Origin of the sequence: Pseudomonas sp. I8001, assembly GCF_013385345.1 — a bacterium.
GTDB lineage: Bacteria > Pseudomonadota > Gammaproteobacteria > Pseudomonadales > Pseudomonadaceae > Aquipseudomonas.
Genome location: NZ_JACAQC010000053.1, coordinates 11,901 through 36,966 on the forward strand (window position 1 = coordinate 11,901; position 25,066 = coordinate 36,966).

Annotated in this window: 24 protein-coding genes; 11 read left to right on the top strand and 13 right to left on the bottom strand. The window is 62.2% G+C overall.

Annotated elements, in window-relative coordinates:
* Positions 1-123: 123 nt before the first annotated feature.
* Both HX839_RS27220 and HX839_RS27225 read left to right on the top strand, forming a co-directional pair.
* A complete protein-coding gene (locus HX839_RS27220) occupies positions 124-630 on the top strand; it encodes an RNA polymerase sigma factor (protein ID WP_003212456.1) in 507 nt (168 codons plus the stop codon).
* Positions 627-1,379, top strand: a complete 753-nt coding sequence (locus tag HX839_RS27225) for an anti-sigma factor (RefSeq protein ID WP_003212454.1) — start codon at positions 627-629, stop codon at positions 1,377-1,379. Before HX839_RS27220 ends, HX839_RS27225 begins: the two co-directional genes overlap by 4 nt.
* Here the strand turns inward: HX839_RS27225 and HX839_RS27230 are convergent.
* Genes HX839_RS27230 through HX839_RS27260 form a run of 7 tightly spaced genes read right to left on the bottom strand, consistent with a single transcriptional unit; the run spans position 1,376 to position 7,710 of the window.
* Entirely contained in the window at positions 1,376-2,359 is a 984-nt protein-coding gene (locus HX839_RS27230) for a spore coat protein U domain-containing protein (protein ID WP_371315656.1), read from the bottom strand. The two genes, HX839_RS27225 and HX839_RS27230, sit on opposite strands and share 4 nt — an antisense overlap.
* 16 nt (positions 2,360-2,375) lie before the next feature.
* The gene (locus HX839_RS27235) at positions 2,376-4,769 is read right to left on the bottom strand and encodes a fimbria/pilus outer membrane usher protein (protein WP_177067993.1); all 2,394 of its coding nucleotides are present in this window, start codon (positions 4,767-4,769) and stop codon (positions 2,376-2,378) included.
* A gap of 41 nt (positions 4,770-4,810) precedes the next feature.
* Positions 4,811-5,596, bottom strand: a complete 786-nt coding sequence (locus HX839_RS27240; protein WP_177029090.1) for a molecular chaperone — start codon at positions 5,594-5,596, stop codon at positions 4,811-4,813.
* A gap of 26 nt (positions 5,597-5,622) precedes the next feature.
* Positions 5,623-6,123, bottom strand: a complete 501-nt coding sequence (locus HX839_RS27245; RefSeq protein WP_023658977.1) for a spore coat U domain-containing protein — start codon at positions 6,121-6,123, stop codon at positions 5,623-5,625.
* A 4-nt stretch (positions 6,124-6,127) separates the two neighbouring features.
* Positions 6,128-6,664, bottom strand: coding sequence for a spore coat protein U domain-containing protein (locus HX839_RS27250; RefSeq protein ID WP_177009827.1), 537 nt, complete (start codon positions 6,662-6,664; stop codon positions 6,128-6,130).
* A gap of 18 nt (positions 6,665-6,682) precedes the next feature.
* Positions 6,683-7,225, bottom strand: a complete 543-nt coding sequence (locus tag HX839_RS27255; protein ID WP_177067994.1) for a spore coat protein U domain-containing protein — start codon at positions 7,223-7,225, stop codon at positions 6,683-6,685.
* Positions 7,219-7,710, bottom strand: a complete 492-nt coding sequence (locus HX839_RS27260) for a spore coat U domain-containing protein (protein WP_003212438.1) — start codon at positions 7,708-7,710, stop codon at positions 7,219-7,221. The genes HX839_RS27255 and HX839_RS27260 overlap by 7 nt, the downstream gene beginning before the upstream one ends.
* A 229-nt stretch (positions 7,711-7,939) precedes the next feature.
* Between HX839_RS27260 and zapE the strand changes: the two genes are divergently transcribed.
* Both zapE and HX839_RS27270 read left to right on the top strand, forming a co-directional pair.
* Positions 7,940-9,055 (top strand): cell division protein ZapE, encoded by a 1,116-nt coding sequence (zapE, locus tag HX839_RS27265; RefSeq protein ID WP_177067995.1) that lies wholly within the window; start codon positions 7,940-7,942, stop codon positions 9,053-9,055.
* Between the two features lie 10 nt (positions 9,056-9,065).
* Positions 9,066-10,388 carry a leucine-rich repeat-containing protein kinase family protein gene (locus HX839_RS27270; protein ID WP_177067996.1) on the top strand — a complete coding sequence of 441 codons (1,323 nt, stop codon included), beginning with the start codon at positions 9,066-9,068 and terminating at the stop codon, positions 10,386-10,388.
* A 123-nt stretch (positions 10,389-10,511) separates the two neighbouring features.
* Here HX839_RS27270 and HX839_RS27275 read toward each other — a convergent pair whose 3' ends face one another.
* Together HX839_RS27275 and HX839_RS27280 are read right to left on the bottom strand one after the other, a co-directional pair.
* The gene (locus tag HX839_RS27275) at positions 10,512-11,219 is read right to left on the bottom strand and encodes a YebC/PmpR family DNA-binding transcriptional regulator (RefSeq protein WP_102369528.1); all 708 of its coding nucleotides are present in this window, start codon (positions 11,217-11,219) and stop codon (positions 10,512-10,514) included.
* A gap of 109 nt (positions 11,220-11,328) precedes the next feature.
* A complete protein-coding gene (locus tag HX839_RS27280; protein ID WP_177021347.1) occupies positions 11,329-12,642 on the bottom strand; it encodes an MFS transporter in 1,314 nt (437 codons plus the stop codon).
* A gap of 266 nt (positions 12,643-12,908) precedes the next feature.
* On the opposite strand from HX839_RS27280, the gene HX839_RS27285 reads away from it, so the two are divergent.
* Positions 12,909-13,781, top strand: coding sequence for a LysR substrate-binding domain-containing protein (locus HX839_RS27285; RefSeq protein ID WP_003212428.1), 873 nt, complete (start codon positions 12,909-12,911; stop codon positions 13,779-13,781).
* Positions 13,782-13,906: 125 nt separating this feature from the next.
* Here the strand turns inward: HX839_RS27285 and HX839_RS27290 are convergent, their stop codons facing one another.
* Positions 13,907-14,764 carry a LysR substrate-binding domain-containing protein gene (locus tag HX839_RS27290; protein ID WP_003212427.1) on the bottom strand — a complete coding sequence of 286 codons (858 nt, stop codon included), beginning with the start codon at positions 14,762-14,764 and terminating at the stop codon, positions 13,907-13,909.
* A gap of 112 nt (positions 14,765-14,876) precedes the next feature.
* Here HX839_RS27290 and HX839_RS27295 point away from each other — a divergent pair, with 112 nt between their 5' ends.
* The 3 genes from HX839_RS27295 to HX839_RS27305 all read left to right on the top strand — a co-directional run bounded on the left by HX839_RS27295 (position 14,877) and on the right by HX839_RS27305 (position 17,524).
* Entirely contained in the window at positions 14,877-15,986 is a 1,110-nt protein-coding gene (locus HX839_RS27295) for a 2-aminoethylphosphonate--pyruvate transaminase (RefSeq protein WP_003212425.1), read from the top strand.
* A gap of 27 nt (positions 15,987-16,013) precedes the next feature.
* Entirely contained in the window at positions 16,014-16,841 is an 828-nt protein-coding gene (gene phnX / locus HX839_RS27300; RefSeq protein WP_003212423.1) for a phosphonoacetaldehyde hydrolase, read from the top strand.
* Positions 16,842-16,963: 122 nt separating this feature from the next.
* Positions 16,964-17,524 carry a cytochrome b gene (locus HX839_RS27305; RefSeq protein ID WP_177067997.1) on the top strand — a complete coding sequence of 187 codons (561 nt, stop codon included), beginning with the start codon at positions 16,964-16,966 and terminating at the stop codon, positions 17,522-17,524.
* Between the two features lie 34 nt (positions 17,525-17,558).
* Here the strand turns inward: HX839_RS27305 and HX839_RS27310 are convergent, their stop codons facing one another.
* The 3 genes from HX839_RS27310 to HX839_RS27320 form a co-directional block, all read right to left on the bottom strand.
* Positions 17,559-18,458, bottom strand: coding sequence for a 1-aminocyclopropane-1-carboxylate deaminase/D-cysteine desulfhydrase (locus tag HX839_RS27310; protein WP_177067998.1), 900 nt, complete (start codon positions 18,456-18,458; stop codon positions 17,559-17,561).
* Positions 18,459-18,515: 57 nt separating this feature from the next.
* Positions 18,516-20,555 carry an NADPH-dependent 2,4-dienoyl-CoA reductase gene (locus HX839_RS27315; RefSeq protein WP_177067999.1) on the bottom strand — a complete coding sequence of 680 codons (2,040 nt, stop codon included), beginning with the start codon at positions 20,553-20,555 and terminating at the stop codon, positions 18,516-18,518.
* A gap of 117 nt (positions 20,556-20,672) precedes the next feature.
* Positions 20,673-21,611 carry a LysR substrate-binding domain-containing protein gene (locus tag HX839_RS27320; RefSeq protein ID WP_003212414.1) on the bottom strand — a complete coding sequence of 313 codons (939 nt, stop codon included), beginning with the start codon at positions 21,609-21,611 and terminating at the stop codon, positions 20,673-20,675.
* Positions 21,612-21,747: 136 nt separating this feature from the next.
* Between HX839_RS27320 and hutH the strand changes: the two genes are divergently transcribed.
* From hutH to HX839_RS27335, 3 genes are all read left to right on the top strand, one after another.
* The gene (hutH, locus tag HX839_RS27325) at positions 21,748-23,289 is read left to right on the top strand and encodes a histidine ammonia-lyase (protein WP_023658981.1); all 1,542 of its coding nucleotides are present in this window, start codon (positions 21,748-21,750) and stop codon (positions 23,287-23,289) included.
* A gap of 92 nt (positions 23,290-23,381) precedes the next feature.
* Positions 23,382-23,891 carry a prolyl-tRNA synthetase associated domain-containing protein gene (locus tag HX839_RS27330; RefSeq protein ID WP_134327007.1) on the top strand — a complete coding sequence of 170 codons (510 nt, stop codon included), beginning with the start codon at positions 23,382-23,384 and terminating at the stop codon, positions 23,889-23,891.
* 354 nt (positions 23,892-24,245) lie between these two features.
* Positions 24,246-25,010, top strand: coding sequence for a transporter substrate-binding domain-containing protein (locus HX839_RS27335; RefSeq protein ID WP_003212408.1), 765 nt, complete (start codon positions 24,246-24,248; stop codon positions 25,008-25,010).
* Positions 25,011-25,066: the final 56 nt, after the last annotated feature.

The window sequence follows — 25,066 nt, forward strand, 5'->3', positions numbered from 1 at the left end:
GAACACTTGGGACGAACGCCAGCGCACTCTATTCCCTGGCCTGCTGTTTATTTTTATTGGCCTGGAATAACCTTCAACGCCGGACGTCTTCCTAGTCCCAGCGTAGTGACTAGCCAGAATCCCATGCACGAACTCGACGAACAGTTACGTGAACTCATTCCCAGGTTGCGGCGTTTTGCCGTGTCCCTGACGCGTAACACCAGCAGCGCCGACGACCTGGTGCAGGCGAGCCTTGAGCGCGCGATCATCAGTTGGGCCGACAAACGCCTCGAAGGCGACTTGCGCGCCTGGCTGTTCTCGATCCTCTACCGGCAGTTCCTCGACGCCCATCGGCGCTCCCGGCGGTACACACGCATGCTGGAATTTTTCACCGGCCGCGATGATTCGCAGCCGTCGGTCGAGCGCACCGTCATCGCGCAATCGACCCTGCAAGCCTTCGACAAATTGAACACCGAACAGCGCGCCCTGCTGCTGTGGGTCTCGGTGGAAGGCTTGAGCTACAAAGAAGTCGCCGACATCCTCGAGGTGCCCGTGGGCACCGTGATGTCTCGCCTGTCGCGCGCGCGCCAGGCCCTGCGCCAGCTCAGCGACGGCGAAATCACCAGCCCTGCCCTGCGGATACTCAAATGATCAGCCTGCCTCCCAGCGAACGCGATTTGCATGCCTACGTCGATCACCAGCTCCTGGACGCCGACCGCCGCCAGCTCGAAACCTGGCTGGCGGCCCACCCGGACGTCGCCGCCCAGGTGCACGCCTGGCAACAGGACGCGCAGCACCTGCGGGCCTCGTTGAGCGGCGCACTGCAACAACCCGCCAACCCCGAGCTGGACCCGGCCCTGATTCGCCAGCGGGTCAAGCGCCAGTCACGCCGCCATCTCGCAACCGCCGCCATGCTGTTGATTGCCGTCAGTGTCGGCGGCCTCGGCGGCTGGCAGGCCCGCCAGGCTACGCTGCTCGAGAGCATGGCGCCCATGAGCGACGCGATGCAGGCCTACCGCCTGTTTGCCCAGGACGGCATCTTGCCCGCCGACTACCACGTGCAAAGCGGTGGCGACATGCAAGGCTGGCTCGACCGTTACTTCAACCAGGCCTACCGCCTGCCGGACCTGAGCCAGGCCGGGTTCAAGGCGGTCAGCGGGCGCCTGCTCAGTACCGAACAAGGCGCGGCGGCCATGGTGCTGTATGAAGACCCCCAAGGGCGGCGCATCAGTTTCTATATCCGTCCGCCGGGCCCGGAAAACAAATTCCTGCCTCGTGGCAGCCGCAGTGCCGACGGCCTGCAGGCCGAATACTGGTCGGGCGCGGGCTACAACTATGCGATGGTCAGCCCGCAAGACCCGTCGACCACGCAGATGCTCAAGCAGACGATGCGGTTCTAGAAGGCCACATCCAGCACCACGTTATCGACGTAGGTGCCGGCCGGCGGTGTTGTCTGGTTGGTATAGATCGCGGCGTTGTAGTTGAACACCTGGCTACCGGTACCCAAGCCATTCCCGGGATTCACCTCAGCCGTTGAGCTGGCGCGCCGGGCGGTGCTCACGCTGCCCCAGCGGGTGGTGGTGGCGCTTTTGAAAATGTCGTAATTCAGGAAATTGCTGCCAGAAACCATCCGCCGCTGCCCACCTACACTCACCGGGTTCTGGCCATCGCTGATGCCCACGGTGTAGGCGCTGCCCTTGGTGCAGGCAATGGTGGCCTGCCCGTTCACGCTGGAAAAACCACTGACTACCGGCGCACTGCCGAAGGCGATGTTGGGTGCAGAGATTGTGCAGTCGTTAGCCACGGTCATGCTGACGGTCAGGGAAGCCGTGCCACTGCCGGTGTCCCGTATGACACAGAGAGAACCCACACCGAGGACCGAGCAATAATTCCAGGTCCAGGCAATGCTTAGTGTCTCAGTATAAAGGCCGGCCGCCACATTGCTGCCGATGATGGAACTCAGATAAAGCGGCACGGTTTTCGTGCCCGGCCCGGATACCAGCCCCAGGCTTTGGGCGATGCCGGTGGCACCGAAATCGAATTGGGTTCCACGGGTGATCGGATAACTGGTGCTGTTACTGCCGTAGATCGTATAGCTGATGATATCCCCAGTGGGGCCGACCATGCCGCTGGTGGCCGACGTGATGGTTGCATAGAAGTGATCATTGGCTGCCAGCAACGAGATCAGCGTGGCCCCACAATTCAAGCCGGCATTGGTGGTGGAACTGGTCTGGGGAGCGGTGCGCACCGTCATCGAACTGATCGAGCCAAAGCCGGCCGGCGAGGTGGTTCCCGGCACCGAACACGCGGCCATTGCCTGTAGCGAAAAACCCAGGCCCGCCAGCACCAGCAGTCCAACTATCCATTCCTTGACCCGCACACCCACACTCCTTGTCTCATTGGCAAACCAGCGGCCCGATCAGCGGCACCTGCTCCTCATTGATATCCACGTCGAACGTTGCCTGGCAGGTACGGCCCTCACCCACAGTGACTTGCAAGGTGTTGTGGGCCGCCAGGTTCTCCAGGTACACCAGGCCATCCCACCCTACCACCGCGCGCGCCCCGGTTTGCTCATGACGCACCTGGCTGCCCAGGGGCAGGTCCTGATGCCGGGCGTCCACCAGGGTGATACTGGCCGCGATCACCCGGCGCACCGGGAACTCCAGCAGGTAGCCGCTGCCGCGCCGCACCGCCACGCGCTGCTCGACATTAGGGGTCTGCACGTTGACCGGCAGGTTCAGCGGGTCGATTTCATACTTGCCGCGGTAGTACGCGCTGCTCCACGGCACCAGCAAGTGCCCGTTGCGGTCGGTTTCACCCACCAGCTGGTTTTCATAGAGCACCGGCACCCCGGAATAGCCGTCGGTGCTCACCACCACAAACGCGTCATTGACCTGGTTGGCCGTGAACACCTGATTGTCCATCCACACCAGCGAGCCACTGGCATCCGCCCAACGGGTCTCGGCGTCACTGCTACCGTACACGCCCGCCTGCAATTGCACCGACTGCATGCGCCAGGTCAGGTCGGCCTGGCGATAGGCCGGGCCGTCGCCACTGGCATAACCCAGGTTGTAGCCCACGCCGCCCTCGGACGGCACCGCCCGGCTGTAGTTGACCCGCTGGCGACTTTCGCCGGCCTGGCTGCGCTCGTTGCTCAAGGCCAGGCTCCCGTAGACGTCGAACGGGATCACCAGTTGCGCCTGCATGGCCCAGTTGCTGTCACCGACCTCACGGTTGGCCGACAGATAGAAACTGGTGTTGCGCCACAACTGCTTGCTCCAGGTGAGGTTCATCAGCCGGGTGCGGGAGTCATCGGCTGCCTGCACATCGAAATAGCCGGCACCGATGCTGCCGAAATCGTTGAGGTTCAGGCTCAGGGTCACCTGCTCGCTGCGCTTGCTGAGGCTCGCATAAGGCGTGTCGACCAGGGTGAGGTCGGCGTACTGGTCGCGGCGCTCTACCCGTTGGTAAGACAGGCTGTAGCGCTGGTTGCTGTATTGATAACCGAAGCTCAGCTGCTGGCCGGTCTCGCCATCAAACTGGCTTTGGCTGAGGGCGGTATTGAGCACCCCGAAATTGCCCAGCCGCACGTTGCCGCCGAGCCCGCCCAGGGTCAGGTCGCCTGAGGCTTCGGCATGGCTTTCCAGGGTGAAGTAGTCCGACACCCCGTAACGAAACGTGCCGCTGGCCACACCCGGCCCGTAGCCAAAATCCCGAATGGTGTAGTCGCGGCGCAAATTACCGGCCGCCACCGAAAAATCCGACAGCCCTTTTTGCAACAACGTACTGGTGACGTAGAACGGCACGGTGGTCGACACCTGCCGGCCCAGGGCATCGGTGGTGACCACCACCGCTTCGCCGGCGCCGTTGATAAACGGCACGTTGGTCAAGGTGTACGGGCCCGGCTGCAGATCTGCGCTGCTGGATTTGTAGCCATTGATGAACAGGTCCACCGACGACGGCACCGCCGCCTCCCCGGCAAATTGTGGCAAGGGGTAAGTCACCAGGTCCGGGCGTACGCCGAAATCCCGCGACACTTGCACCCCGCCCAGGCGTACCGAACTGCTCCACGGCAATGCGCTGCTGATCACGTCGCCCGCCTCGTAGGTCAGCAGGCGCTCATCGTCGGAAAAGCGCCAGGTGGTGTCATAGCGCCGGTAGCCATTGTTCAAAGTGCTGCCGCTGGCCTGGCCGCCAAAGGTGGTGCGGTATTGGCCGGTATTGGACAAGGTGCCCCAGGTATCGAACAGCCGCACTTCGTTGAAAATGCCCAGGTATGTGCCGGCGTCATCGGTGTCGTTCAGGTAAGCGTCATAGTTGAGCAACGCACCAAAACTGGTGAGTGCCTGGGCGCGCGGGTAGTTGTTGCGGCTGCCGATGAACTGCGCCGGCAACCACGCCGGCGGTACCGTCAGCACCAGGCGCTGGCCCTGGCTGTCGTAATCGGTGTGCAGGCCCGGCAGGTGGTCCAGCGCGACCTCGGTGGTGATCTCGGCCGGCAGCTTCATGCCCACGTCCCGCAAGGTGGCCGCCGGCACAAACAGGCCGCCGGCGCGCTGATCCACGGCCACCACCCGGCCAGTGTCCATCTGGTTGACCACCAGTTCGAGGAACAACTGTGCATCGGCAACAGCCTCCATGTTGCTGGGCGGCGGCGGCAACGGCGCGGCCACGCCAAGCGGCGCAAGCACCAGGCCCGACAGGCCGCCCACCACCCACACCGATCGCCATCGACTACGAGCCTGACCATGGCTCACCAAGGCTTTGTGTCCATCAATGGACATCTCCATCCGTTAAGACCAAGGGCTGCTCCATGCCCTATTCCATTGCGTTACCGTCCCGGCGCAAGGTTCTCCAGTTGCGTTGCGCCATTGACTCGCACCTGCAGCGGCTGATCGCCCGCGACACCTTGTGGCACCGGCCAGCGCATGGTTGCGCCCGGCAGTACATAGCCGAGCAGGCCGTCTACCAGCGGCCGGGTCTGCCCGCCCTGCTTGAACGCCACATCGGTGAGCCGCGCGTGCACCGCGCCCTGGTTGCGCATCTCCACATAGTTGCGCCCGCCGACGGTGACTTTTTTCCAGCTCAGGTCAGGCTTGCCCGCGCCCTTGGGGTCGCGCTGGCGTGTCGCATCTTCCTTGCTCCACAGGCCTGCGCCGTAGGCGAACAACGGCACCGAATAACGCATCTGAAAGCGGATGGCTGCGGCCGTCTTGCCATCGGCTGCGGGGGTTTCAGGGGTGGCGGCGGGGATTTCGTCGATGATGATCCGATAGGCCAACTCCTGGCCCGGCGGCACTTCCCGGGTCCGGGTCAGGCGCACCAATTGCTTCTGCCCCGGTTCGATCTTCGCCACCGGCGGGCTGCCGATCACGTCGCGCTGGTTCTGGTACTGCTCGTCAAACCCGCCCTGGCTCCAGGCAAATACCCGGATCTGCAGGTTGGCAGTCTCTGTACCGCGGTTCTCCAACCACAAGGCGCTGGCCTGTTGATCGGCCTCCAGCACCGGGTCAATGGGCCAGATCAGCACCGAACTGGCAGCCTGGACCTGCCCACCGCCCAACGCCACCAGACCGATAAAACCCGCAACCCAATACCGCCGGGAAGCTGCAAACATAGATTCCACTCCTCATGCCAATCGCCTTACCAGGACAGCTGCACCTGCAGCACATCGCTGTACGTCCCCCCAGGCTGATTACCCGGTAACACCACCCGGCCGTAAATCGGCAGGGTTATATTGTTTGCGTTGCTGTAGGCCACGCTGACGCTTTGACTGATCCCCAGGCTCTGGCTCAGGGCCGCGTCCTGAAACAGCTGGTACGCCACTTGAGCACTGCCGCTATTGAGCTGCATGTGCCGGCCACTGGCGTTGTACAAGCCGCCGTTGACGCTCATGCTCAAGGTGACTCCCGGGGTGCATTGCAGCGTTACCCCGCTGCTCAGCGCCACCGACACCGTGCTGGTGGACAACGACGAATAGCTGCCGAACGCCAGGCTGCCGTAGTTCGTGCCGCCGCCCACCACCAGGCAGCCTGCGGCAATCGTCGCGCTGACCTGGATCGTCTGGCTGGTCACCGCCAGCAACGACAACGGCATTCCCCAACCCGTGATGACCGCCAGCGTCGCCCAGCAGGCCCGCTTCATGGCACTAGAACGTCAACTGCACCGACACCGTGTCGGTGTAGGTACCCGCCGGCAGACCTGCCTTGCCCACGGCCTGGCCGTAGATGTTGACGGTTTGCGCAACGCCCGTGCTCGCACCTACGTTGATCGTTCCGTTGATCGCCAGGAGTGTCGAATGCCCGGTGTCGGTGTAGAAGTCATACGGCACATAATTGGCCACGCCGTCATACAGCGCCCGGGTGCCGCCGGTGGACTGGCCGTCATGGGACCCGGCGCCCACGGTGATCACCGGCGAGGTGCCCGAGGAACACTGGATCGACAACGCGCCTCCACCGCCGCCCAGTACTTGCCCGGACTGAGTGGTGAACTGGCTGTCGGTGGTACCGAAATTGATCGTACCGAAGTTCAAACCGGTGGTGCCGCCCACGCCGTTGACCAGGCAACTGTTGGTCAGGATCAGCGTGGAGCTGATCTGCCCGGTGACCGTCGTGGCCGCCTGGGCACCCGATACCCAGGCCAGTGCGACCAATGGGAGAACTGCTTTAGATACAAGTGCATGCATGATGTCCATCCTCATGAATTACCAATCCAGAGTCACCGTCAGGGTGTCTGTGTAGATGCCGGCCGGTAGGGCCCTGGTATTCGCCACCACCGAGCCGAATACCGGGATCGGTACCTGTGCGCCCTTGGTCACGACGAAATTGCGTTGCTGGCCGATGCTGTAGGTGCTTCGGCCCGCAGGATCGGCCGACAGCCGATACGGTATGGTTTGCCGGCCATTGCTCAAGCGCCGGGTGACGCCGTCGCCGTGGGCGCCGCCGTCGATGGTCACGGTGAAACTGCTCACCACCGACGGGTTGCAGGACACCGCCAGCGCGGCCTTGTCGCTATCACTGATGCCGGCGCCCAGGCCCTTGTCCCAGGTGGGTCCGTGGCTGCCGAAATCCAGCAAGGCCGAGCCGCCATCCGGGCTCACCGGCGCGCTGTCGGTGCCTTTGCTTACCTGGCAACTGGCAGTGATCACCAGCCGTGCGTGAATCTGCCCGGCGACCGCCGCCTGGGCGTCCTCGGCCAGGAGCAACAGGCCGCCCAGCGCGATGCAGGCCAGGGCGCGGCTTACCATGTCACCGTCACTTTGAGCAGGTCGGAATAACGCCCCACGGCCGGTATTTCCTTGAGCGGCTCGATGCGTCCATAAAGTGGCAAGTCCACCGTGCCGGAATCGGGCACGCGGCCGCTCAACGGTACGTCCACGGCCAAGGGGATGCGGCGTGCGGCATCGGCATAAATTCGATAGGGAATGGGTTTGATCGAGGGGGCAGCAGCGCCCAGGTAACGTACTTCGCCGGCGCCGCCATGCAGGCCGCCGTCGACACGCATCTGATACGGCGTATCCGGGTTGCACTCCAGGCGTGGCTGGCGCTGGCTGATCAAGGCTGCACTCAACGGGCCTGCCGGGTCATCCAGCCGGGAGCCGCTGCCGAAATCCAGTACGCCGAGCTGCTCGATCCCTGCTTCACGCGTGGTGCCGACCAACTGGCACCCCCGCTGCACGTCGATACGCACCTCAACCTGGAGCTGTGCACCATAAACCGTGTTGCAGAGCATCGCGCTCATGATTGCCAAGACTGCGTGTCCCTTCACTGCCCCAAATCCTTATACAGGGGTGACTGCTGTGTATGAGGTTAGTCACTTGAAGGGAATCCGCCAGTCAGGTCGGTGTTTTGGATCCATTGACCCATGCCTTTTCCAGATAGCTCGCGCCGTGCTTCTCTATTGGTCAAACCGCAACCGGCGCTCTAAAGTGAGCGACCACCGAAACACAGAGTGACTGACATTGGCTGCTTTACCGCCCCTGCTCAAACGGTTGCTGGGTAAAACCGCGGCGACCACCGCCGCCCCCGGTATCAGCGCATTCTTCCAGGGCAAGGCCCGGCAACAGGGCTATACCCTCAGCCCAAGCCAGCAACAGGTGATCGAGACCATGGCCCGGCAAACCGACCATCTGCTGGCCGGGCGCCCTACCCGCAGCCTGTACCTGCACGGCGCCGTCGGCCGGGGCAAGAGCTGGTTGCTGGACGGCTTTTTCCAGGCGTTGCCGATTGCCGAGAAACAGCGCGTGCACTTCCACGACTTTTTCGCCCGTCTGCACCAGGGAATGTTTGCCCATCGCCAGCAGCGCGATGCCTTGGCCGTGACTCTGGATGAGTTGCTCGATGGCTGCCGCGTGCTGTGCTTCGACGAGTTTCACGTACATGATATCGGCGATGCGATGCTGATCAGCCGCCTGTTCAAGGCCCTGTTCCGGCGCGGAGTCTGGGTGCTGGTAACCTCCAATTATCCGCCCGCCGGGTTGCTGCCGAACCCCTTGTACCATCAGCGGTTCAAGCCGGTGATCGAGCTGATCAGCGCGCGCATGGACGTCATGGAAGTCAGCGCCCCCCAGGATTTTCGCAGCCTGGCCCAGGCCCATGGCGATCAGCGGTTCAGCGCTGGCCAGTTCGTGTGGCCGGGGACTGCCGCGCAACGCCAAGCCCTGGGCCTGCCGTCAGTGGATCAGGCCCCGGTCAGCCTGACCGTCGGAGCCCGGCAATTGACTGCCCGCTGGCACCAGGACCGCAGCATTGCCTTCACCTTCAGCGACCTGTGCGAACAACCGACCGCCGTCATGGACTACCTGCAGCTGTGCCGCGACTATGAACGCTGGATCATCGACGGCCTGCCGCACCTGGCGGACTGTCCGATTGCCGCCCAGCAACGGTTCATCAACCTGGTGGACGTGCTCTACGACCAGGACAAGCAATTGGTGCTGATCGGCGAGCAGCCGCTGGAGCAATCCCTGAGCGGCCAGGCCATCGATTTGGCGCGCACCGCCAGCCGCCTGGGGCAGTTGCAGAAGATCGGGCCGCAACCCGCTATCATGAGCGCCATTCACGCCCCTATTGCCGAGTGACGCGCCGTTCATGGATACCCTTGCCCAACTCAAGGCCGGCCAACTGGCCGGTATCAAACGCCTGGACCTGCGCTGTGGGCTGACCGAGTTCCCTCGGGAAATCTTCGACCTGGCCGACTCCCTGGAAATCCTCAACCTGACCGGCAATGCCCTGAGCAGCCTGCCGGATGACCTGCACCGCCTGCCCCATTTGCGCGTGCTGTTCTGTTCGGAAAACGCCTTTACCGAACTGCCGCAATGCCTGGGCCAGTGCGCGCAGTTGAGCATGATCGGCTTCAAGTCGAACCAGATCAGCAGTGTCCCGGCGACGTCGCTACCACCCTTGCTGCGCTGGCTGATCCTCACCGATAACCACATCAGCCAATTGCCGGACGAACTGGGTGAACGGCCTTTGCTGCAAAAACTGATGCTGGCCGGTAACCACCTGGAGCAGTTGCCGCAAAGCCTCGCCCAGTGCAAAAACCTCGAACTGATCCGCATCGCCTCCAACCGCATGACCCGCCTGCCGGACTGGTTGCTGACCTTGCCGAGCCTGACCTGGCTGGCCTACGCCGGTAATCCGGTAGAGATGGCCGTGGAAGAGGCCCGCCATGACGCGACGCCGAATATTCCCTGGTCAGAGCTGGTGCTGGGCGAAGTGTTGGGCGAAGGCGCCTCCGGCATCATCCGCAAGGCGTCCTGGGCCCCGCCAGGCGGGCCGGCCAAGGCGGTTGCGGTCAAACTGTACAAAGGCAGCATCACCAGCGACGGCTCGCCGTTGCACGAAATGCATGCCTGCATTGCCGCCGGATTGCATGCCAATTTGATCAAGGTGGAAGGCCGGGTCGTCGAGCATCCCCAAGGCCAGGCGGCACTGGTGATGCAACTGATCGAACCGAACTATCGCAACCTTGCGGCGCTGCCGAGCCTGGCGTCGTGCACCCGGGATATCTACGAGCCCGGCACCCGTTTCAGCGCAGACGTTGCGCTGCGCATGGCCCGGGGCATCGCCTCGGTGGCGGCGCACCTGCACGCGCAAGGCATCACCCACGGTGATCTGTACGGCCACAACATTCTGTGGAATGAAGCCGGTGAATGTCTGCTTGGGGACTTTGGTGCAGCGTCGTTTCACGCCACGGTCGACAGCCAGGAAACCCGCGCGTTGCAGCGCATCGAAGTCAGGGCGTTCGGGGTGTTGCTGGGAGAATTGCTGGAAAGGATTGATGCGGGGTTGAGCGAGGAAAAGCGCGTGGCGCTGGAAACCTTGCGGGACAACTGCTGCCAGCCGGAGGTGCCGGCCCGGCCCGGGTTCGAGGAAATCACAAGCTTGTTGCAGTTTTCCAAACTCCGCTAAACCCAATGTGGGAGCGGGCTTGCTCGCGAATGCGGTGTGTCAGTCAATACATGCTTGGCTGGTACACCGTATTCGCGAGCAAGCCCGCTCCCACATTTGGACCGGGTTCACATCAAATCAGAATTAACCCGCCAACCCGACGAACATGTCCTGCACGTCATCATGGTTGTCCAGGCCTTCCAGGAAGGCTTCGACTTCAGCCATCTGCTCATCGCTCAAACCGCTCACCGGGTTCTTCGCGATGTAGCCGAGCTTGGCCGACAGCACGGTGAAACCCTGCTCCGGCAAGGCTTTCTGCACGGCGTCCAGGTCAGTGGTCTCGGTGATGAACAAGGTCGTGCCCTCTTCTTCGCCTGCCTCGAAATCCTGGGCACCGGCCTCAATCGCGGCCATTTCCGGATCGGCTTCCGGGCTGTCCGGCGAGGCTTCGATCAGGCCCACATGGTTGAAGTCCCAGGCCACGGAGCCGGAAGCGCCAAGTTGGCCCTTGCGGAACGCCACGCGGATTTCCGCCACGGTGCGGTTGATGTTGTCGGTCACGCATTCAACGATCAGCGGCACCTGGTGCGGGGCAAAACCTTCGTAGGTTACGCGGTGGTATTGCACGGTCTCACCGAGCAGACCGGCGCCTTTCTTGATCGCGCGTTCCAGGGTTTCCTTGGGCATCGAGGCCTTTTTGGCCTGCTCCACCACCAGGCGCAAATGTGCGTTGGTAGCAGTGTCGGCACCGTTGCGGGCGGCAATGGTGATCTCTTTCACCAGCTTGCCGAAGATCTTGCCCTTGGCATTGGATGCCGCTTCTTTATGTTTGACTTTCCACTGTGCGCCCATGACTCACTCTCTTCTGTCCATCGCGCCGAGACGTCTACTGGCCGGCGCTTTGGGGGCAGAGTTTATAGCGCTGAAACACTCTAATCCACCAAAAAACCGGCCATGCCCCTCAGGTCCGCAAGGGATTGATGGCGCGTTCACGGTCGGGCACGAAGTCGCCCACCTGCGCCAGCACCGCCGGCCTGGCGTTCCAGTACGGCATCAACACCAGGGAGGAAAACAGCGCGGCACCGGCAAACACGATAAACACCGTGACCGTATCGAAGTAGCCCGGCAGCAAGCCGCCAAGGATCGCCCCCACCGAACCGCAGCCGTTGACGAACCCCGCCGCCGTCGCGCCGGCCTTGGCGGTGCCGAAGTCGATGGCGGCGGTGCTGCTGATCATCGAGTCCGGCCCGTACAGGGTCAGGCCCATCACAAACAGCAGCGCCATCACCAGCGCCACACTGCCGGTGTGCAAGGCGCCCATGAACAACGCCAGGGCCACGGTCAGTGCCAGCAGGCTGAGGACACAGGCCGGCATGCGCCGGGCGCCGAACAGTTTGTCGGACGCCATGCCGATCATGATCGGCCCCAGCAACCCCGCCAGCTCGAACGCCGTCGGCACAATCGCCGCGCCGACCTTGCCCACCGACGGCATCTGCTCATACACAATCACCGGCCCCCACAACAGGATCGCGTAACGCGCCGGTTTCAACAGAAAGTACGCCAGCCCCAGGGTCAACACAGTACGGTTGCGCAAAATGGCCCGCAGCGGTTCCAGCACACTGGCGTTCTTCTCGGCGGCAGTCTGTTCCGGTTCCGGCTCCACTGCCGGTAACCCCACATCCTGTGGCGTGTCGCGCTGGAAAATGAAAAACAGCACCGCGACCACGAAGACCACAGCCGCACTGGAGATAAATGCCGCATGCCAGGTGCCGATCAGCGTATACGCCCACCATCCGGCAAACGGCGACGCCACCAGGCCACCAAAGGCGTAGCACGAGCTCCATAAACCCAGCACCCGGCCACGCTGCTGCGCCGGGAAGAAACTGCCAAGGTTCTTGCACAGCCCGGACCAGCCGGTGGACTGGGCCAGGCCCTGGATCAACATGCACGTGACAAAGATCGGTAACGTGGCAAACGTGCCCATCACCAGGGCGGCGGCGGCTGAAATCAGCAACCCGCCGAGTACCACCACACGCGGCCCGAAACGGTCGGCGAGCATGCCCCAGGTGAATTGGCCAACGGCGTAGGCCGCCAGGTAAATGCCATCCAGGTTGGCCATCATCATCTTGTCCAGCGGGAAACTCGGGTCGTCGACGATCCCCAGCTTGGCCACCGAAAAAGCCTTGCGGGTGAAATAGAAGGCCGCGTACGCCAGCCAGGTGATGGCGAAAATCTGCACGCGCCAACGCTTGATGTGACTCAAGGGAGTATTCATGGTGGTTCTGACCTCGGGTGTGAGTGTGCCGGCAGAATGAAAAGCAAACGCCTGTATTTTTATTGTTGAGCACTGCAGTACCGGCGCTTGGAGGGGCGCGGTATTGGTCAGATGAGTCCCGCTGGTGAGCACGCAGAAGACCCATGGCCGCCGAAGGTGTAGGACTCGACCTACGGCGACTGGGGCTATCAAAGCAATGGCTGACTAATAGGTAAAATCGATTTATCGTATTTCAAATATAAGCTGAGCTTGTAAGAGGATTCGCGATGTCGGTGTCTCACGCGCAACTCAAAGCCTTCCATGCGGTGGCCGTACACGGCAGTTTTACCCACGCCGCCGAACGCTTGTTCCTCAGCCAGCCGGCCATTTCCGACCAGGTGCGCAAGCTTGAGGAACGTTTCGGCGTGCTGCTGTTTCATCGCAACAAACGTTCGGTGCGCTTGACCGACCTCGGCGAGCGCCTGTTGAGCATCACCCAGCGTCTGTTTGCCGTCGCGGCGGAAGCCGAAGAGCTGTTGCAGGATTCCCGCGCCTTGCAAACCGGCACCCTGACACTCGCGGTGGACGCCCCGGTGCATGTGCTGCCGCAGATTGCGCGCTTCTGCCAGTTGTACCCGGGCATCAGCGTGAAGATCGAAACCGGCAACACCGATGAATCACTGTTTCGCCTGTACAACTACCAGGCCGACCTCGCGCTGCTGGGGCGCGATGTGGACGACGAGCGGCTGCTGTCACTGCCGCTGCCCGATGACCAATTGCTCGCGTTTGTCGCCCGCAACCACCCGTGGGCGGGCCGCGAGTCGATCTGCCTGGCGGACCTGGACGATACGCCGCTGGTGTTGCGGGAAATCGGCTCGGTGACCCGCCAGACCCTGGAGCAGGAAATGCACCAGGCCGGGCTGCGCATTCGCCCGGCGATCCAGGTGGAAGGCCGCGAAGCCGCGCGGGAGGCGGTGGTGGTGGGGATTGGCGTGGGGGTGGTGTCGGCTGCGGAGTTTGGCGCAGATTCGCGGGTGTATGCGATGCCGATCCGTGACTGTACGCAGCGGATGAAGGAAACACTGGTGTGCTTGAAGGAGCAGAGTTCGCGGCGGGTGGTGGCGACGTTTCTGGAGATTGTGCGGGAAAGTTTGCGGTGAAGTTGAGGCCCCCTTCGCGAGCAAGCCCGCTCCCACAGTTGACCGAGTTCTACCGATGGAACGCGGTCGAATGTGGGAGCGGGCTTGCTCGCGAAGGGGCCAACTAGATCTCAAGCCAACACCCTCTAAGGCGCCAACTCGAAAAACGCCTGAATCAACCGCAACTCCCGCCGCCGCTCCATGCACCCGATCACATGCCGGTTCACCAGCCCCTCGCCCTGGATCGGAATCGCGTGCACCCGCGGATCCCGGCTGACTTCCATCGACGACACCACCCCAACCCCCAACTCGGCCGCCACCGCTTCCGTCACCGCCTCACGGCTGTCCAGTTCCAGCAACACCCGGGGCTGCACGCCGGCCTGGGCGCAGGCATCGTCAAAGGTCCGCCGCGTAATTGAGCTGGGTTCACGCAACACCATGATCACCTGATCCAATTGCTCCAGCCGAATCCCCGCAGGCTCCGCCAGCCACGGATGGCCGGCCGGCACCAACGCGCAAATCCGTGACTCGATCAACGGCTGCAAGTGCAGGCCCTTGCGCGGCTCCACCTCGGTCAACACCGCCACATCGGCGCGCTCCGACAACAGCGCCGCGAGGGTTTCCTGCGCATTGCCCAGGCGCAAATTGACAGTAATCCCCGGATACCGCTGCCGTAGGCTGGCCAGCATCGGCATGACCATGTGCGGCCCGTCCGCCGCCACTTCCAGGCGCCCGGTAAGTAATTGCCGGTTGGCCTCCAGCAACGTCTGCGCCTCTTCCACCAGGCCGAAGATCGCCCGGGTGATCGCCGCGAGTTTGGTGCCCTCCTCGGTCAACTCCACCCGCCGCGCGGTACGCCGCAGCAGCGCGATCTGGTAGTGCTCCTCCAGCGCCTTGATATGCCCGGTCACCGCCGGCTGGCTGATAAACAGGCGCTCGGCCGCCCGGGTAAAACTGCCCTCGCGGGCCACCGCATCAAACGCACGCAGTTGAAACAGGTTCATAGCTATCGGCCTCACTGATAGCTCGCATAACAACAAACAATTTGATTGATGACAAGCCAAACTGCAATTTAGGCGCCGTAACTTCATCCCAATGTTTTGCGAGGACACACGAATGAGCACTGCCGCGCCGATCCTGCTGACCCCGGGGCCCTTGACCACCTCGGCCCGCACCCGCCAGGCCATGATGGTCGACTGGGGTTCATGGGATGACCGCTTCAATCAACTGACCGCCAGTCTTTGCGAGCAACTGCTGGTGATCGTCAACGGCACCGCCAGCCACCATTGCGTGCCATTGCAAGGCAGCGGCACCTTTGCCGTGGAAGCGGCCATCGGCACCCTCGTGCCACGGGACGGCAAGGTGCTGGTGCTCATCAACGGCGCCTACGGCAAGCGCCTGGCGAAGATTTGCGAAGTGCTCGGCCGCGAGTTCAGTACCTTTGAAACTGCCGAGGATGAACCCACCACCGCCGCCGACGTCGACCGCCTGTTGCACGCCGACAAGGGCATCACCCACGTCGCACTGATCCATTGCGAAACCAGCACCGGGATTCTCAACCCGTTGCCCGAGATCGCCCAGGTCATCGCCCGCCACGGCAAGCGCCTGATTATCGACGCCATGAGTTCCTTCGGCGCGCTGCCGATCGACGCCCGAGAGGTGCCGTTCGACGCGCTGATCGCCGCCTCCGGCAAGTGCCTGGAAGGCGTACCGGGGATGGGTTTTGTGTTCGCTGAAAAGCAGGCGCTGGCTGCAGCCCAAGGCAACTGCCACTCCCTGGCGATGGACCTTTTCGACCAGCACAGCTACATGGCCAAGACCGGCCAATGGCGCTTCACGCCGCCGACCCACGTGGTGGCGGCGCTGCACGAAGCGCTGCTGCAATACAACGAAGAGGGCGGCCTGCCCGCCCGGCACCAGCGCTACGCCGACAACTGCCAGGCATTGCTGGACGGCATGGCCGAACTGGGCCTGCGCAGCTTCCTGCCCGCCGCGATCCAGGCGCCGATCATCGTTACCTTCCACGCGCCGAAAGACCCGCGCTACCAGTTCAAGGAGTTCTACGAACGGGTCAAGGCCAAGGGCTTCATCCTTTATCCCGGCAAATTGACCCAGGTGGAAACCTTCCGCGTGGGCTGCATCGGCCATGTGAACCAGGCCGAGATGCAAGCCGCGGTCGCGGCGGTAGCCGAGGTGCTGCAAGAAATGAACGTGCTCGACATCTGACTGCCCACTACTCACAGGATCTGAACCATGAACTACGCAAACCCAACCCAGCTTCAAGCCGCGATCCTCGACTGGGCCGGCACCGTGGTCGATTTCGGCTCGTTCGCGCCCACGCAGATTTTTGTCGAAGCCTTCGCCGAGTTCGACGTGCAGGTCTCCATCGAAGAAGCCCGTGGCCCGATGGGCATGGGCAAGTGGGACCACATCCGCACCCTGTGCGACCAGCCGCAGGTGGCCGAGCGCTATCGCAAGGCCTTTGGCCGCACACCGACTGACGATGATGTGACCGCCATCTACCAGCGCTTCATGCCGCTGCAGATCGAGAAGATCGCCGAGCACTCGGCATTGATCCCCGGTGCCCTGGACACTATCGCCAACCTGCGCCAGCAAGGGATCAAGATCGGTTCGTGCTCCGGCTACCCCAAGCAGGTGATGGACAAGGTTGTCGAACTGGCTGCCACCAATGGCTATATCGCCGACCACGTGGTCGCCACCGACGAAGTGCCCAACGGCCGCCCATGGCCGGCACAGGCCCTGGCCAACGTGATCGCCCTCGGGATTGATGATGTCGCGGCCTGCGTGAAGATCGACGACACCGTGCCGGGCATCCTCGAAGGCCGTCGCGCCGGGATGTGGACCGTGGCGCTGACCTGTTCGGGCAACGCCCTGGGCCTGACCTACGAGCAGTTCCGCGCCCTCGACGCCGGCACACTCGCCAGCGAACGCACGCGTATCCAGGCCATGTTCGAAGGCTCGCGCCCACACTACATGATCGACACCATCACCGACCTGCCTGCGGTGATCGCCGACATCAACCAGCGCCTGGCACGGGGTGAAATGCCGCAGGGCAACTGATCGGTGTCAAAACATCGCTTCTTCGTCTTCCTCTCACGGGCAAACCTCGTAAAACAGGCTTACATTGAAAGGACTCCGTCGCAAAGAACGGAGGTTTGCCCTGATGAGTGAGGAAGAAAGCGATGCCCTGGAAAAATTCCGATACGCGTTACAGCACCATGTCGATTGCGTTGCACTGGCTGATGGTGGTGCTGCTGGCGGTGGTCTACGCCTGCATTGAGTTACGCGGGCAGTTTCCCAAAGGCAGCGGCGCACGTACGTTGATCGTGGAAATGCACTTCATGTTCGGCCTGACGGTGTTTGTGCTGGTGTGGCTACGGTTGTTCGCCCGCAGCCTGGGCGTGGCACCGAAGATCGTACCGGCCCCGCCGCAATGGCAAACCCTCCTCGCCACCCTGATGCACATGGCGCTGTACGCCTTGATGATCGGCATGCCCATCGCCGGCTGGCTGATCGTCAGCGCCGAGGGACATTCGGTGATGTTCTACGGCATCGAGCTGCCGCCGTTGATTGCCGAAAACAAGGCGTTGGCCAAGGAGATTGAAAGCTGGCATGTGCTGTTCGGCAAGGTCGGTTACTGGCTGATCGGGCTGCATGCGTTGGCCGGGTTGGCCCATCACTATGTGATGCGCGACAACACTGCGTTGCGGATGATGCCCGGCAAGAGAGGGAGCATTCAGTGAGCCCACGGATTGAATGTGGCAGCCAGCTCCTACATTAACCGGGTGCAACAGGGAAACCCCGGCGGCCTTGCAGGCCGCCGGTGTGGACGAAGATCAGGCGGGTGCCGGGGGAAAATCTCCCAGCTTCAATCTGTTGTTTCAACGACAATAACGCCTTGCCGGTATACAGCGGCTCCAGCGCCAGGCCACAGGCTTGCTCGGTAGCGTCGATAAAGGCCAGCAACTCGGGATCAACCTTGGCAAAGCCGCCCCGGCTGGCCTCCAGCAATTCATAACCCTGCTGCACAAGCGCCTGCACCTGTTGCGCCACCCCGTGGTCGTCGGGCACCGCCAGGGCGCCATATACCGGATGCGCGCCCGCCTCCGCCAGCACCAATCCCGCCAATGTAGTACCGGTGCCTGCCGCCAGCCACCAACCGTGATAGTCCGTCCAGCCCAGGCCGTTTAATTGCGCCTGCGCCTGATTCACCAAAACCCCGCAACCCAACGCGCCCGCCAGGCCCCCGCCGCCTTCAGGTACCGGGTGCAGGTGCGGATACTGCTCGCGCCAGGGCAGCCAGAAGTCCGGCTCGTTGCGCGCGCGATAGCCGCCATACCCCAGCCAATGCAGTTGCATGCCGAAGGCCTTGAGGTCGAGCATCGTGGGTGTGTCTTGCGGATGGCCACGCAGCAAGCCAACGGTAGGAAAGCCGAAGCGTTTCCCGGCCGCCGCCAGTGCATGCAGGTGATTGGAGTAAGCGCCGCCCAGGCTGATGATCCCGCTGGCGCCCGCCGCCCGGCCTTGCGCCAGGTGCTCGGTGAGCTTGAACCACTTGTTGCCGCTGATCAGCGGGTCGATGCGATCCAGGCGCAGCACGGCGACTTCCACCGGCCCCATCCAGTCCAGCTTCAGGGGTTCAAGGGGCGCGTGGGGAAGCCAGTCGAAAGGACCCATGAGGGCGGTTCTGCACAAGAAAAGGGGCGGTAGTCTACCACCGCCCCTTTTACGTGTTTACAGCTCGGCCGCCAGGCGCGAACCCTGGTTGATGGCGCGCTTGGCATCCAGCTCGGCCGCCACGTCCGCGCCGCCGATCAGGTGCACGTTCTGCCCGGCCGCCACCAGGCCATCCTGCAATTCCCGCAGCGGGTCCTGCCCGGCGCAGATCACGATGTTGTCCACCGCCAGCACCTTCGGTTCACCCTCGGCGCCGATGCGGATGTGCAGGCCCTCATCGTCGATCTTCAGGTACTCGACGCTGTTGAGCATCTGCACCTGCTTGTTCTTCAAGCCGGTGCGGTGGATCCAGCCGGTGGTCTTGCCCAGGCCGTCGCCGACCTTGGAGGTCTTGCGCTGCAACAGGAACACTTCACGCGCCGGCGCATGGCGCTCGGGCTTGATCCCGGCCACACCGCCGCGGGCTTCCAGGTGGGTGTCGATGCCCCACTCTTTCCAGAACGCCTCGCGGTCCAGGCTGGTGGACACGCCCTGGTGCACGAGGAATTCCGAGACGTCAAAACCGATACCGCCGGCACCGATCACCGCCACGCGATGGCCCACCGGCTTACGCTCCAGGATCACGTCGAGGTAGCTTAATACCTTGGCGTTTTCCACACCGGGAATCGTCGGAATACGCGGCGCGATGCCGGTCGCGAGGATGATCTCGTCATAACCGCCCGCAACAAGCTGCTCAACGTCGACCCGGGTGTCCAGGCACAGTTCGACGTGAGTGGTCTGCAACTTGCGCTTGAAGTAGCGCAGGGTCTCGAAGAACTCTTCCTTGCCCGGCACACGCTTGGCGATGTTGAACTGGCCGCCGATCTCGCTGGCCGAATCGAACAGCGTCACCTGATGCCCACGCTCGGCGGCGACGGTGGCGGCCGCCAGGCCCGCAGGACCGGCACCGACCACGGCGATTTTCTTGATCTGCTTGACCGGCAGGTAGTTGAGCTCGGTCTCGTAGCACGCACGCGGGTTGACCAGGCAGGTGGTCAGCTTGCCGCCGAAGGTGTGGTCCAGGCAGGCCTGGTTGCAGCCGATGCAGGTGTTGATCTCATCGGCGCGGCCTTCGGCAGCCTTGTTGACGAAGTCCGGGTCGGCGAGGAATGGGCGAGCCATCGAGACCATGTCGGCATCGCCTTCGGCCAAAATCTGCTCGGCGATTTCCGGGGTGTTGATCCGGTTGGTGGTGATCAATGGAATCTGCACCGCACCGCGCAACTTCGCGGTGACCTTGCTGAACGCGCCACGCGGCACCTTGGTGGCGATGGTCGGGATCCGCGCTTCGTGCCAGCCGATGCCGGTGTTGATGATGGTTGCACCGGCCTGCTCGATGGCCTTGGCCAACTGCACGATCTCTTCCCAGGTGCTGCCGCCTTCCACCAGGTCGAGCATCGACAGGCGGAAGATGATGATGAAATTCGGGCCTACGGCTTCGCGCACCCGGCGCACGATTTCCACCGGCAGACGCATGCGGTTTTCGTAGCTGCCACCCCAACGGTCGGTGCGGTGGTTGGTGTGGGCGGCGAGGAACTGGTTGATGAAGTAGCCTTCCGAACCCATGATTTCCACGCCGTCGTACTCGGCGACCTGGGCCAGCACCGAGCAGGTGACGAAATCATTGATCTGTTTTTCGATGCCTTCTTCGTCCAGCTCTTTGGGCTTGAACGGGTTGATCGGCGCCTGGATTGCGCTCGGTGCCACCTGCTTCGGGCTGTAGGCATAACGCCCGGCGTGGAGGATCTGCATGCAGATCTTGCCGCCCGCCTCGTGCACCGCCCGGGTGACGATCTTGTGCTTCTGCGCTTCTTCGTCGGTGGTCAGCTTGGCCGCACCGCCATACACCCCACCTTCATCGTTGGGGCCAATGCCGCCGGTGACCATCAGGCCCACGCCGCCACGGGCACGTTCGGCAAAATAGGCCGCCATGCGCTCGAAGCCGCCGGGTTTTTCTTCAAGGCCGGTGTGCATCGAGCCCATCAGGGTGCGGTTGCGCAGGGTGGTAAAACCCAGGTCCAACGGGGCCAGCAAGTGCGGGTAGGCAGCAGCGGTCATGGTACAGCTCCACAACGGATCATCACGGGACGTGGAGCGCTCGAATGGCACTCCATCGGTTTATGTCCCACAGACTAAGAGTCCGCCGGCTGGCGCTCAATGACCGTAAGTGACAACTTAATGATCAAAGTGCGCAGCAGAAAGCATGGCAGCGGTAATTTTCTCCTGTTTCTGCCCCTGCCCGATCATCCAGCGTTGAAACCCGCGGCACTGCTGTTTGTGCAGGGTATTGGGGTGCCAACTCAGGTAGTACGGCGCCGCCAGCGGCACGGCGAACCGCCAGGGAATCACCAGCCGACCGGCGCGCAGGTCCCCGGCGATCATTGAGAACTGCGCCAGCACGATGCCTTGCCGGTCGATGGCCGCCTGGATCGCGGTAATCGATGATGAATAATTGCGGCGGATCACGATGGGCTGGCCGGTTTGCCCTTCCAGCTCGCTGAACCATTGGGTCCACGAAGGCGGCGAATCGAATTTGGGCCGCGAGTCGATGCCGATCAGGCGGTAATCGAGCAAGTCCCGCGCGCACGCAACCCGTTCCAGCAACTGCGGTGAACAGGTGGGCACCACACAATCGCGGAACAGCGGCACGCTATGCCCGGCATGCTCGGGGTGCTCGCCATAACCGATGCGAAAGTCGGCACTTTCCTCCCCCGATGCATCATCGAGGGTGCTGTCGAGGTAGATGTCCAGGTCGGTTTCGTCCTGCCCCCACTCGTCGATCAGCGGCGACAGCCATTTGGTCATCAGCGAAGGCAGGCAACTGATATACAGGTTGTTGGGATTCTTCGCCCGCTCGGCCTCGGCCACCGCCAGCCTGAGTTCTTCGAACGCCGCGGTGCAGCGTGCATGCAGGCGTTCGCCGACGCTGTTCAAGCGCAGGCGCTGGCCGTCCTTGAGCGTCAGCTTCATGCCAAGGGCATCTTCGAGCAGTTTCATTTGCTGGCTGACAGCGCCCACCGAGATCCCTAGGCGAATCGCCGCCTGGGACATACCGGCGCAGTGGCCCACCACTTCAAACACTTGCAACGCGCGCAACGGCGGTAAACGGCTCATGGGGGAATCTCGCGACTTCAGCAGTTTAGATTTTCTACTAAAAATAACAGAAAACCCCATATTTTCTTCAGCTAGTGCAACCCGTAGAGTGAAACCACTTCCCCCCCCATTGCGTTACGCCCTGCTGGAGTCGCTGATGAAAACCCTGCCTGAACAAATTACCCATGTCGTGTTAGGCGACAGAGAACCCAGCATCGAAGAGTTCGTGGCGATCGCCCGCTATTCGGCCACTGTTTCGTTCGCCGACAGTTACAAGAACCGGGTTAAAAAGTCCCGTGGGTTGATCGAGCGATTCCTCGATGAAAACCGTTTGGTGTACGGCGTGACCACCGGTTTTGGCGACAACGTGCGGCATGTGATCTCGCCGGAAAACGCCAAGGAACTGCAAGTCAACATCGTGCGTTCCCACGCTGTTTCCGTCGGCGAACCGCTGGTGCGTGAACAGGTGCGGGCGATCCAGTTGATGGTGTTGATCAGCCTGGGCAAAGGCTACTCCGGGGTGCGCCTGGAACTGCTGGAACTGATCGCCGGCCTGCTCAACCACGACGTGGTGCCCTTTGCGCCGGGCGAAGGCTCGGTGGGTTACCTCGCGGTAGAAGGCCACCTGGCCCTGGTGCTGCTCGGCGAAGGCCGCGCCAGCGTCAAGGGCGGTGCACTGGTGGATGGCGCAACCGCCCTGCAACAGGTCGGCCTGCAACCGACCGACCTGCAGTGCAAGGAAGGCCTGGCGATGTTGAACGGCACCACGTCGGTGACCGCCATCGCTACGCTGGCGCTGTACAACGCGATGCAGGCTGCCGACCTGGCGGACGTGGCGGCGGCCATGTCGCTGGAGGCGCTCAAGGGCACCATCCGCGCGTTCGACCCGCGCTACCACTCGATCAAGGCTCACCCCGCACAGGCCGCAACCGCCGCCAACATCAAGGCTATCCTGCACGACAGCCAGCTCATCGCAGACAACATCGATTACCGCCTGCAGGACGTCTACAGCCTGCGTGCCATCCCCCAAGTGCATGGTGCTTCCCGGCAGTTCATCAACTACGCGCGGGAAACCATCGAGCGCGAAATCAATTCTTCGGGCGACAACCCGGTGATTTTCCCGCTGGACGACGGTGACGGTATCGCGATTTCCGGCGCCAACTTCGACGGCACCTACATCGGGATTGCAGCCGACACACTGTGTGTGGCGCTGACCAACCTGGCGAAAATTTCCGAGCGCCGGACCGACCGCATGATCAACTCGCACTTCAGCGAAATGCCGGCCTTCCTGGTGCGCAACCCGGGCCTGAACAGCGGCTACATGATCGTCCAGTACACCGCCGCCGGGCTGTACGCCGAGATGAAAACCCTGTCGATGCCGTCGTCGATCGACAGCGTCTCGACCTGCGGCAACCAGGAAGACCCGGTCAGCCTGGCCTACAACGCGGTGATCAAGGCCTACAAAGTCTCGCAAAAACTCCAGTCGGTGGTGGCCATCGAAGTGCTGGTCGCGTGCCAGGCCCTGGATTTCCACGATGTGAACAAGGCATCGACCGCGACCAAGGCGGTCTATGACCTGGTGCGCAGTGAAGTGCCGGTGGCGGATAACGACCGCGCGTTTTACGCTGACATGGCCAGTGTGATTGACCAGGTGCGCAGCGGGAAAATCAACGACCTGGTGGCCCATCACCTGAACTGACAACCACGCCGTCAAACGGCCTGCCCTCCTTTTCGGACGGCGGGCCTTTGCCATTTTTGGCGCAGACAAAGCGATACCCGGGGACTTTGCGAATGCTTCAACCCAAAGACGTTCTACACCTGCTCGATACCTGCTCCATTGCCTATGAATACGTGGAACACAGCGCCGTGCGCACCTGCGAAGAAGCCGACAAACTGGACATCGGAATCAGCGGGCAGGCGGTCAAGAACATCTTCCTGTGCGATGCCAAAGGCTTGAATCCCACCCTGGTGGTGCTCAAGAGCGAGCAGCGCCTGGACCTGCGTGCACTCTCGCAAACCCTCGGCCTCAAGGGCCTGAGATTCGCCTCGCCGCGCCGCCTGATGGAAACCCTGGGCGTGGAGCCGGGAGCGGTGTCATTGCTGGGGTTGTGCAATGACGTGCAGCGCGTCACCCAGGTTGTGATCGCCGAAGAGGTGTGGAACGGCGACAGGATTCTCTGCCATCCGCTGGTGAATACCGCGACCCTGTCGATCGCAGTCCGCGATATGGCGCGACTGCTTGAGCACCTGGGATTCACGCCAATACTCGCCGCGAACCCTGCCCCCACGCCTGACACCTGACAGCGCACGGGCGGGTGCAAAACGCTACCTATCGACCCAAAACAGGGCGAAAAAACCGCGCACATTTTCTAACCATGTTTAATTTCCTTGAAAATCAATAGGTTATTTATTTTTAAAAGCTGGCAAATATTTTGCAATGACATGTATGTACATGTGGAGTCATGTGCAGACTGGAGAGCGAATCGGCCAGTCCCCAAACCTGTATGCGTTCGAGAAAAAAGTCCTAAGCCCACATCAAAACATTGGTAGGAAATAGAAATGACCGCTAAAAAATCGAATTGGTTAGGCTCTGTTGCTGTAGCGACCCTAGTGATGGCAAGTGCTTCCGGACTGCAGGCAAAGGACTGGACGTCCGTGAACATCGCGACCGAGGGCGCGTACGAGCCCTGGAACCTGACATTGCCAGGCGGGAAGATCAGTGGTTTCGAGCCTGAGCTGATGGACTACCTGTGCGCCAAGATGAAGCTGCAGTGCAAGATCACCGTGCAGAACTGGGATGGCATGATTGCCAGTCTCAACGCAGGGAAGTTTGATGTGTTGATGGATGCGATCGTTATCACTGACGACCGTAAGCAGGTCATGGATTTTTCGATTCCCTACGCGCAGACGCCGGCCAACTTTGTCGCGCAGGATGCGGCGTTGCTGCCGGGTAAAACCGGGGCGGCGAATGCGATTACGCTGAGTGCTGATCCGAAGGCGATTCACGATGCGATCGAGCCGTTGCGTCAGGCGCTGAAGGGTAAAACCATCGGGATCGCTTCAGGCATCATTTACACCAAGTTCATTGATGAGAACTTCAAGGACGTGGCGACGATTCGTGAGTACAACACGTCGGCCGATGCGATTCTTGATCTGCAATCGGGCCGTATTGACGCGATTTTTGATGACGTTACGTTCCTTGATTCGATCATGTCCAAGCCTGAGAACAAGGGGCTGGCGTATACCGGGCCGCAGATCAAGGGCCCTATCTGGGGTGATGGCGAGGGCCTGGGTTTTCGCAAGAGCGATCCGGAGTTGAAGGCCAAGTTTGATGCGGCGTTGAAAGAAGCGATTGCTGATGGGACTGTTAAGAAACTCAGCGAAAAATGGTTCAAGGTGGATTTGACGCCTAAGTCCTGAGGCGTTCCTGGTTGGGGTGGGGGCATATCCGTTATTTGGGTGATGGCTGAGATTGG

Bases quoted from the DNA above. Each gene is read 5' to 3' on its own strand.
- HX839_RS27220 (WP_003212456.1), top strand. From the start codon at position 124: ATGCACGAACTCGACGAACAGTTACGTGAACTCATTCCCAGGTTGCGG.
- HX839_RS27225 (WP_003212454.1), top strand. From the start codon at position 627: ATGATCAGCCTGCCTCCCAGCGAACGCGATTTGCATGCCTACGTCGAT.
- HX839_RS27235 (WP_177067993.1), bottom strand. From the start codon at position 4,769: ATGGAGATGTCCATTGATGGACACAAAGCCTTGGTGAGCCATGGTCAG.
- HX839_RS27240 (WP_177029090.1), bottom strand. From the start codon at position 5,596: ATGTTTGCAGCTTCCCGGCGGTATTGGGTTGCGGGTTTTATCGGTCTG.
- HX839_RS27245 (WP_023658977.1), bottom strand. From the start codon at position 6,123: ATGAAGCGGGCCTGCTGGGCGACGCTGGCGGTCATCACGGGTTGGGGA.
- HX839_RS27250 (WP_177009827.1), bottom strand. From the start codon at position 6,664: ATGCATGCACTTGTATCTAAAGCAGTTCTCCCATTGGTCGCACTGGCC.
- HX839_RS27255 (WP_177067994.1), bottom strand. From the start codon at position 7,225: ATGGTAAGCCGCGCCCTGGCCTGCATCGCGCTGGGCGGCCTGTTGCTC.
- HX839_RS27260 (WP_003212438.1), bottom strand. From the start codon at position 7,710: ATGCTCTGCAACACGGTTTATGGTGCACAGCTCCAGGTTGAGGTGCGT.
- HX839_RS27270 (WP_177067996.1), top strand. From the start codon at position 9,066: ATGGATACCCTTGCCCAACTCAAGGCCGGCCAACTGGCCGGTATCAAA.
- HX839_RS27275 (WP_102369528.1), bottom strand. From the start codon at position 11,219: ATGGGCGCACAGTGGAAAGTCAAACATAAAGAAGCGGCATCCAATGCC.
- HX839_RS27280 (WP_177021347.1), bottom strand. From the start codon at position 12,642: ATGAATACTCCCTTGAGTCACATCAAGCGTTGGCGCGTGCAGATTTTC.
- HX839_RS27285 (WP_003212428.1), top strand. From the start codon at position 12,909: ATGTCGGTGTCTCACGCGCAACTCAAAGCCTTCCATGCGGTGGCCGTA.
- HX839_RS27290 (WP_003212427.1), bottom strand. From the start codon at position 14,764: ATGAACCTGTTTCAACTGCGTGCGTTTGATGCGGTGGCCCGCGAGGGC.
- HX839_RS27295 (WP_003212425.1), top strand. From the start codon at position 14,877: ATGAGCACTGCCGCGCCGATCCTGCTGACCCCGGGGCCCTTGACCACC.
- phnX (WP_003212423.1), top strand. From the start codon at position 16,014: ATGAACTACGCAAACCCAACCCAGCTTCAAGCCGCGATCCTCGACTGG.
- HX839_RS27305 (WP_177067997.1), top strand. From the start codon at position 16,964: ATGCCCTGGAAAAATTCCGATACGCGTTACAGCACCATGTCGATTGCG.
- HX839_RS27310 (WP_177067998.1), bottom strand. From the start codon at position 18,458: ATGGGTCCTTTCGACTGGCTTCCCCACGCGCCCCTTGAACCCCTGAAG.
- HX839_RS27315 (WP_177067999.1), bottom strand. From the start codon at position 20,555: ATGACCGCTGCTGCCTACCCGCACTTGCTGGCCCCGTTGGACCTGGGT.
- HX839_RS27320 (WP_003212414.1), bottom strand. From the start codon at position 21,611: ATGAGCCGTTTACCGCCGTTGCGCGCGTTGCAAGTGTTTGAAGTGGTG.
- hutH (WP_023658981.1), top strand. From the start codon at position 21,748: ATGAAAACCCTGCCTGAACAAATTACCCATGTCGTGTTAGGCGACAGA.
- HX839_RS27330 (WP_134327007.1), top strand. From the start codon at position 23,382: ATGCTTCAACCCAAAGACGTTCTACACCTGCTCGATACCTGCTCCATT.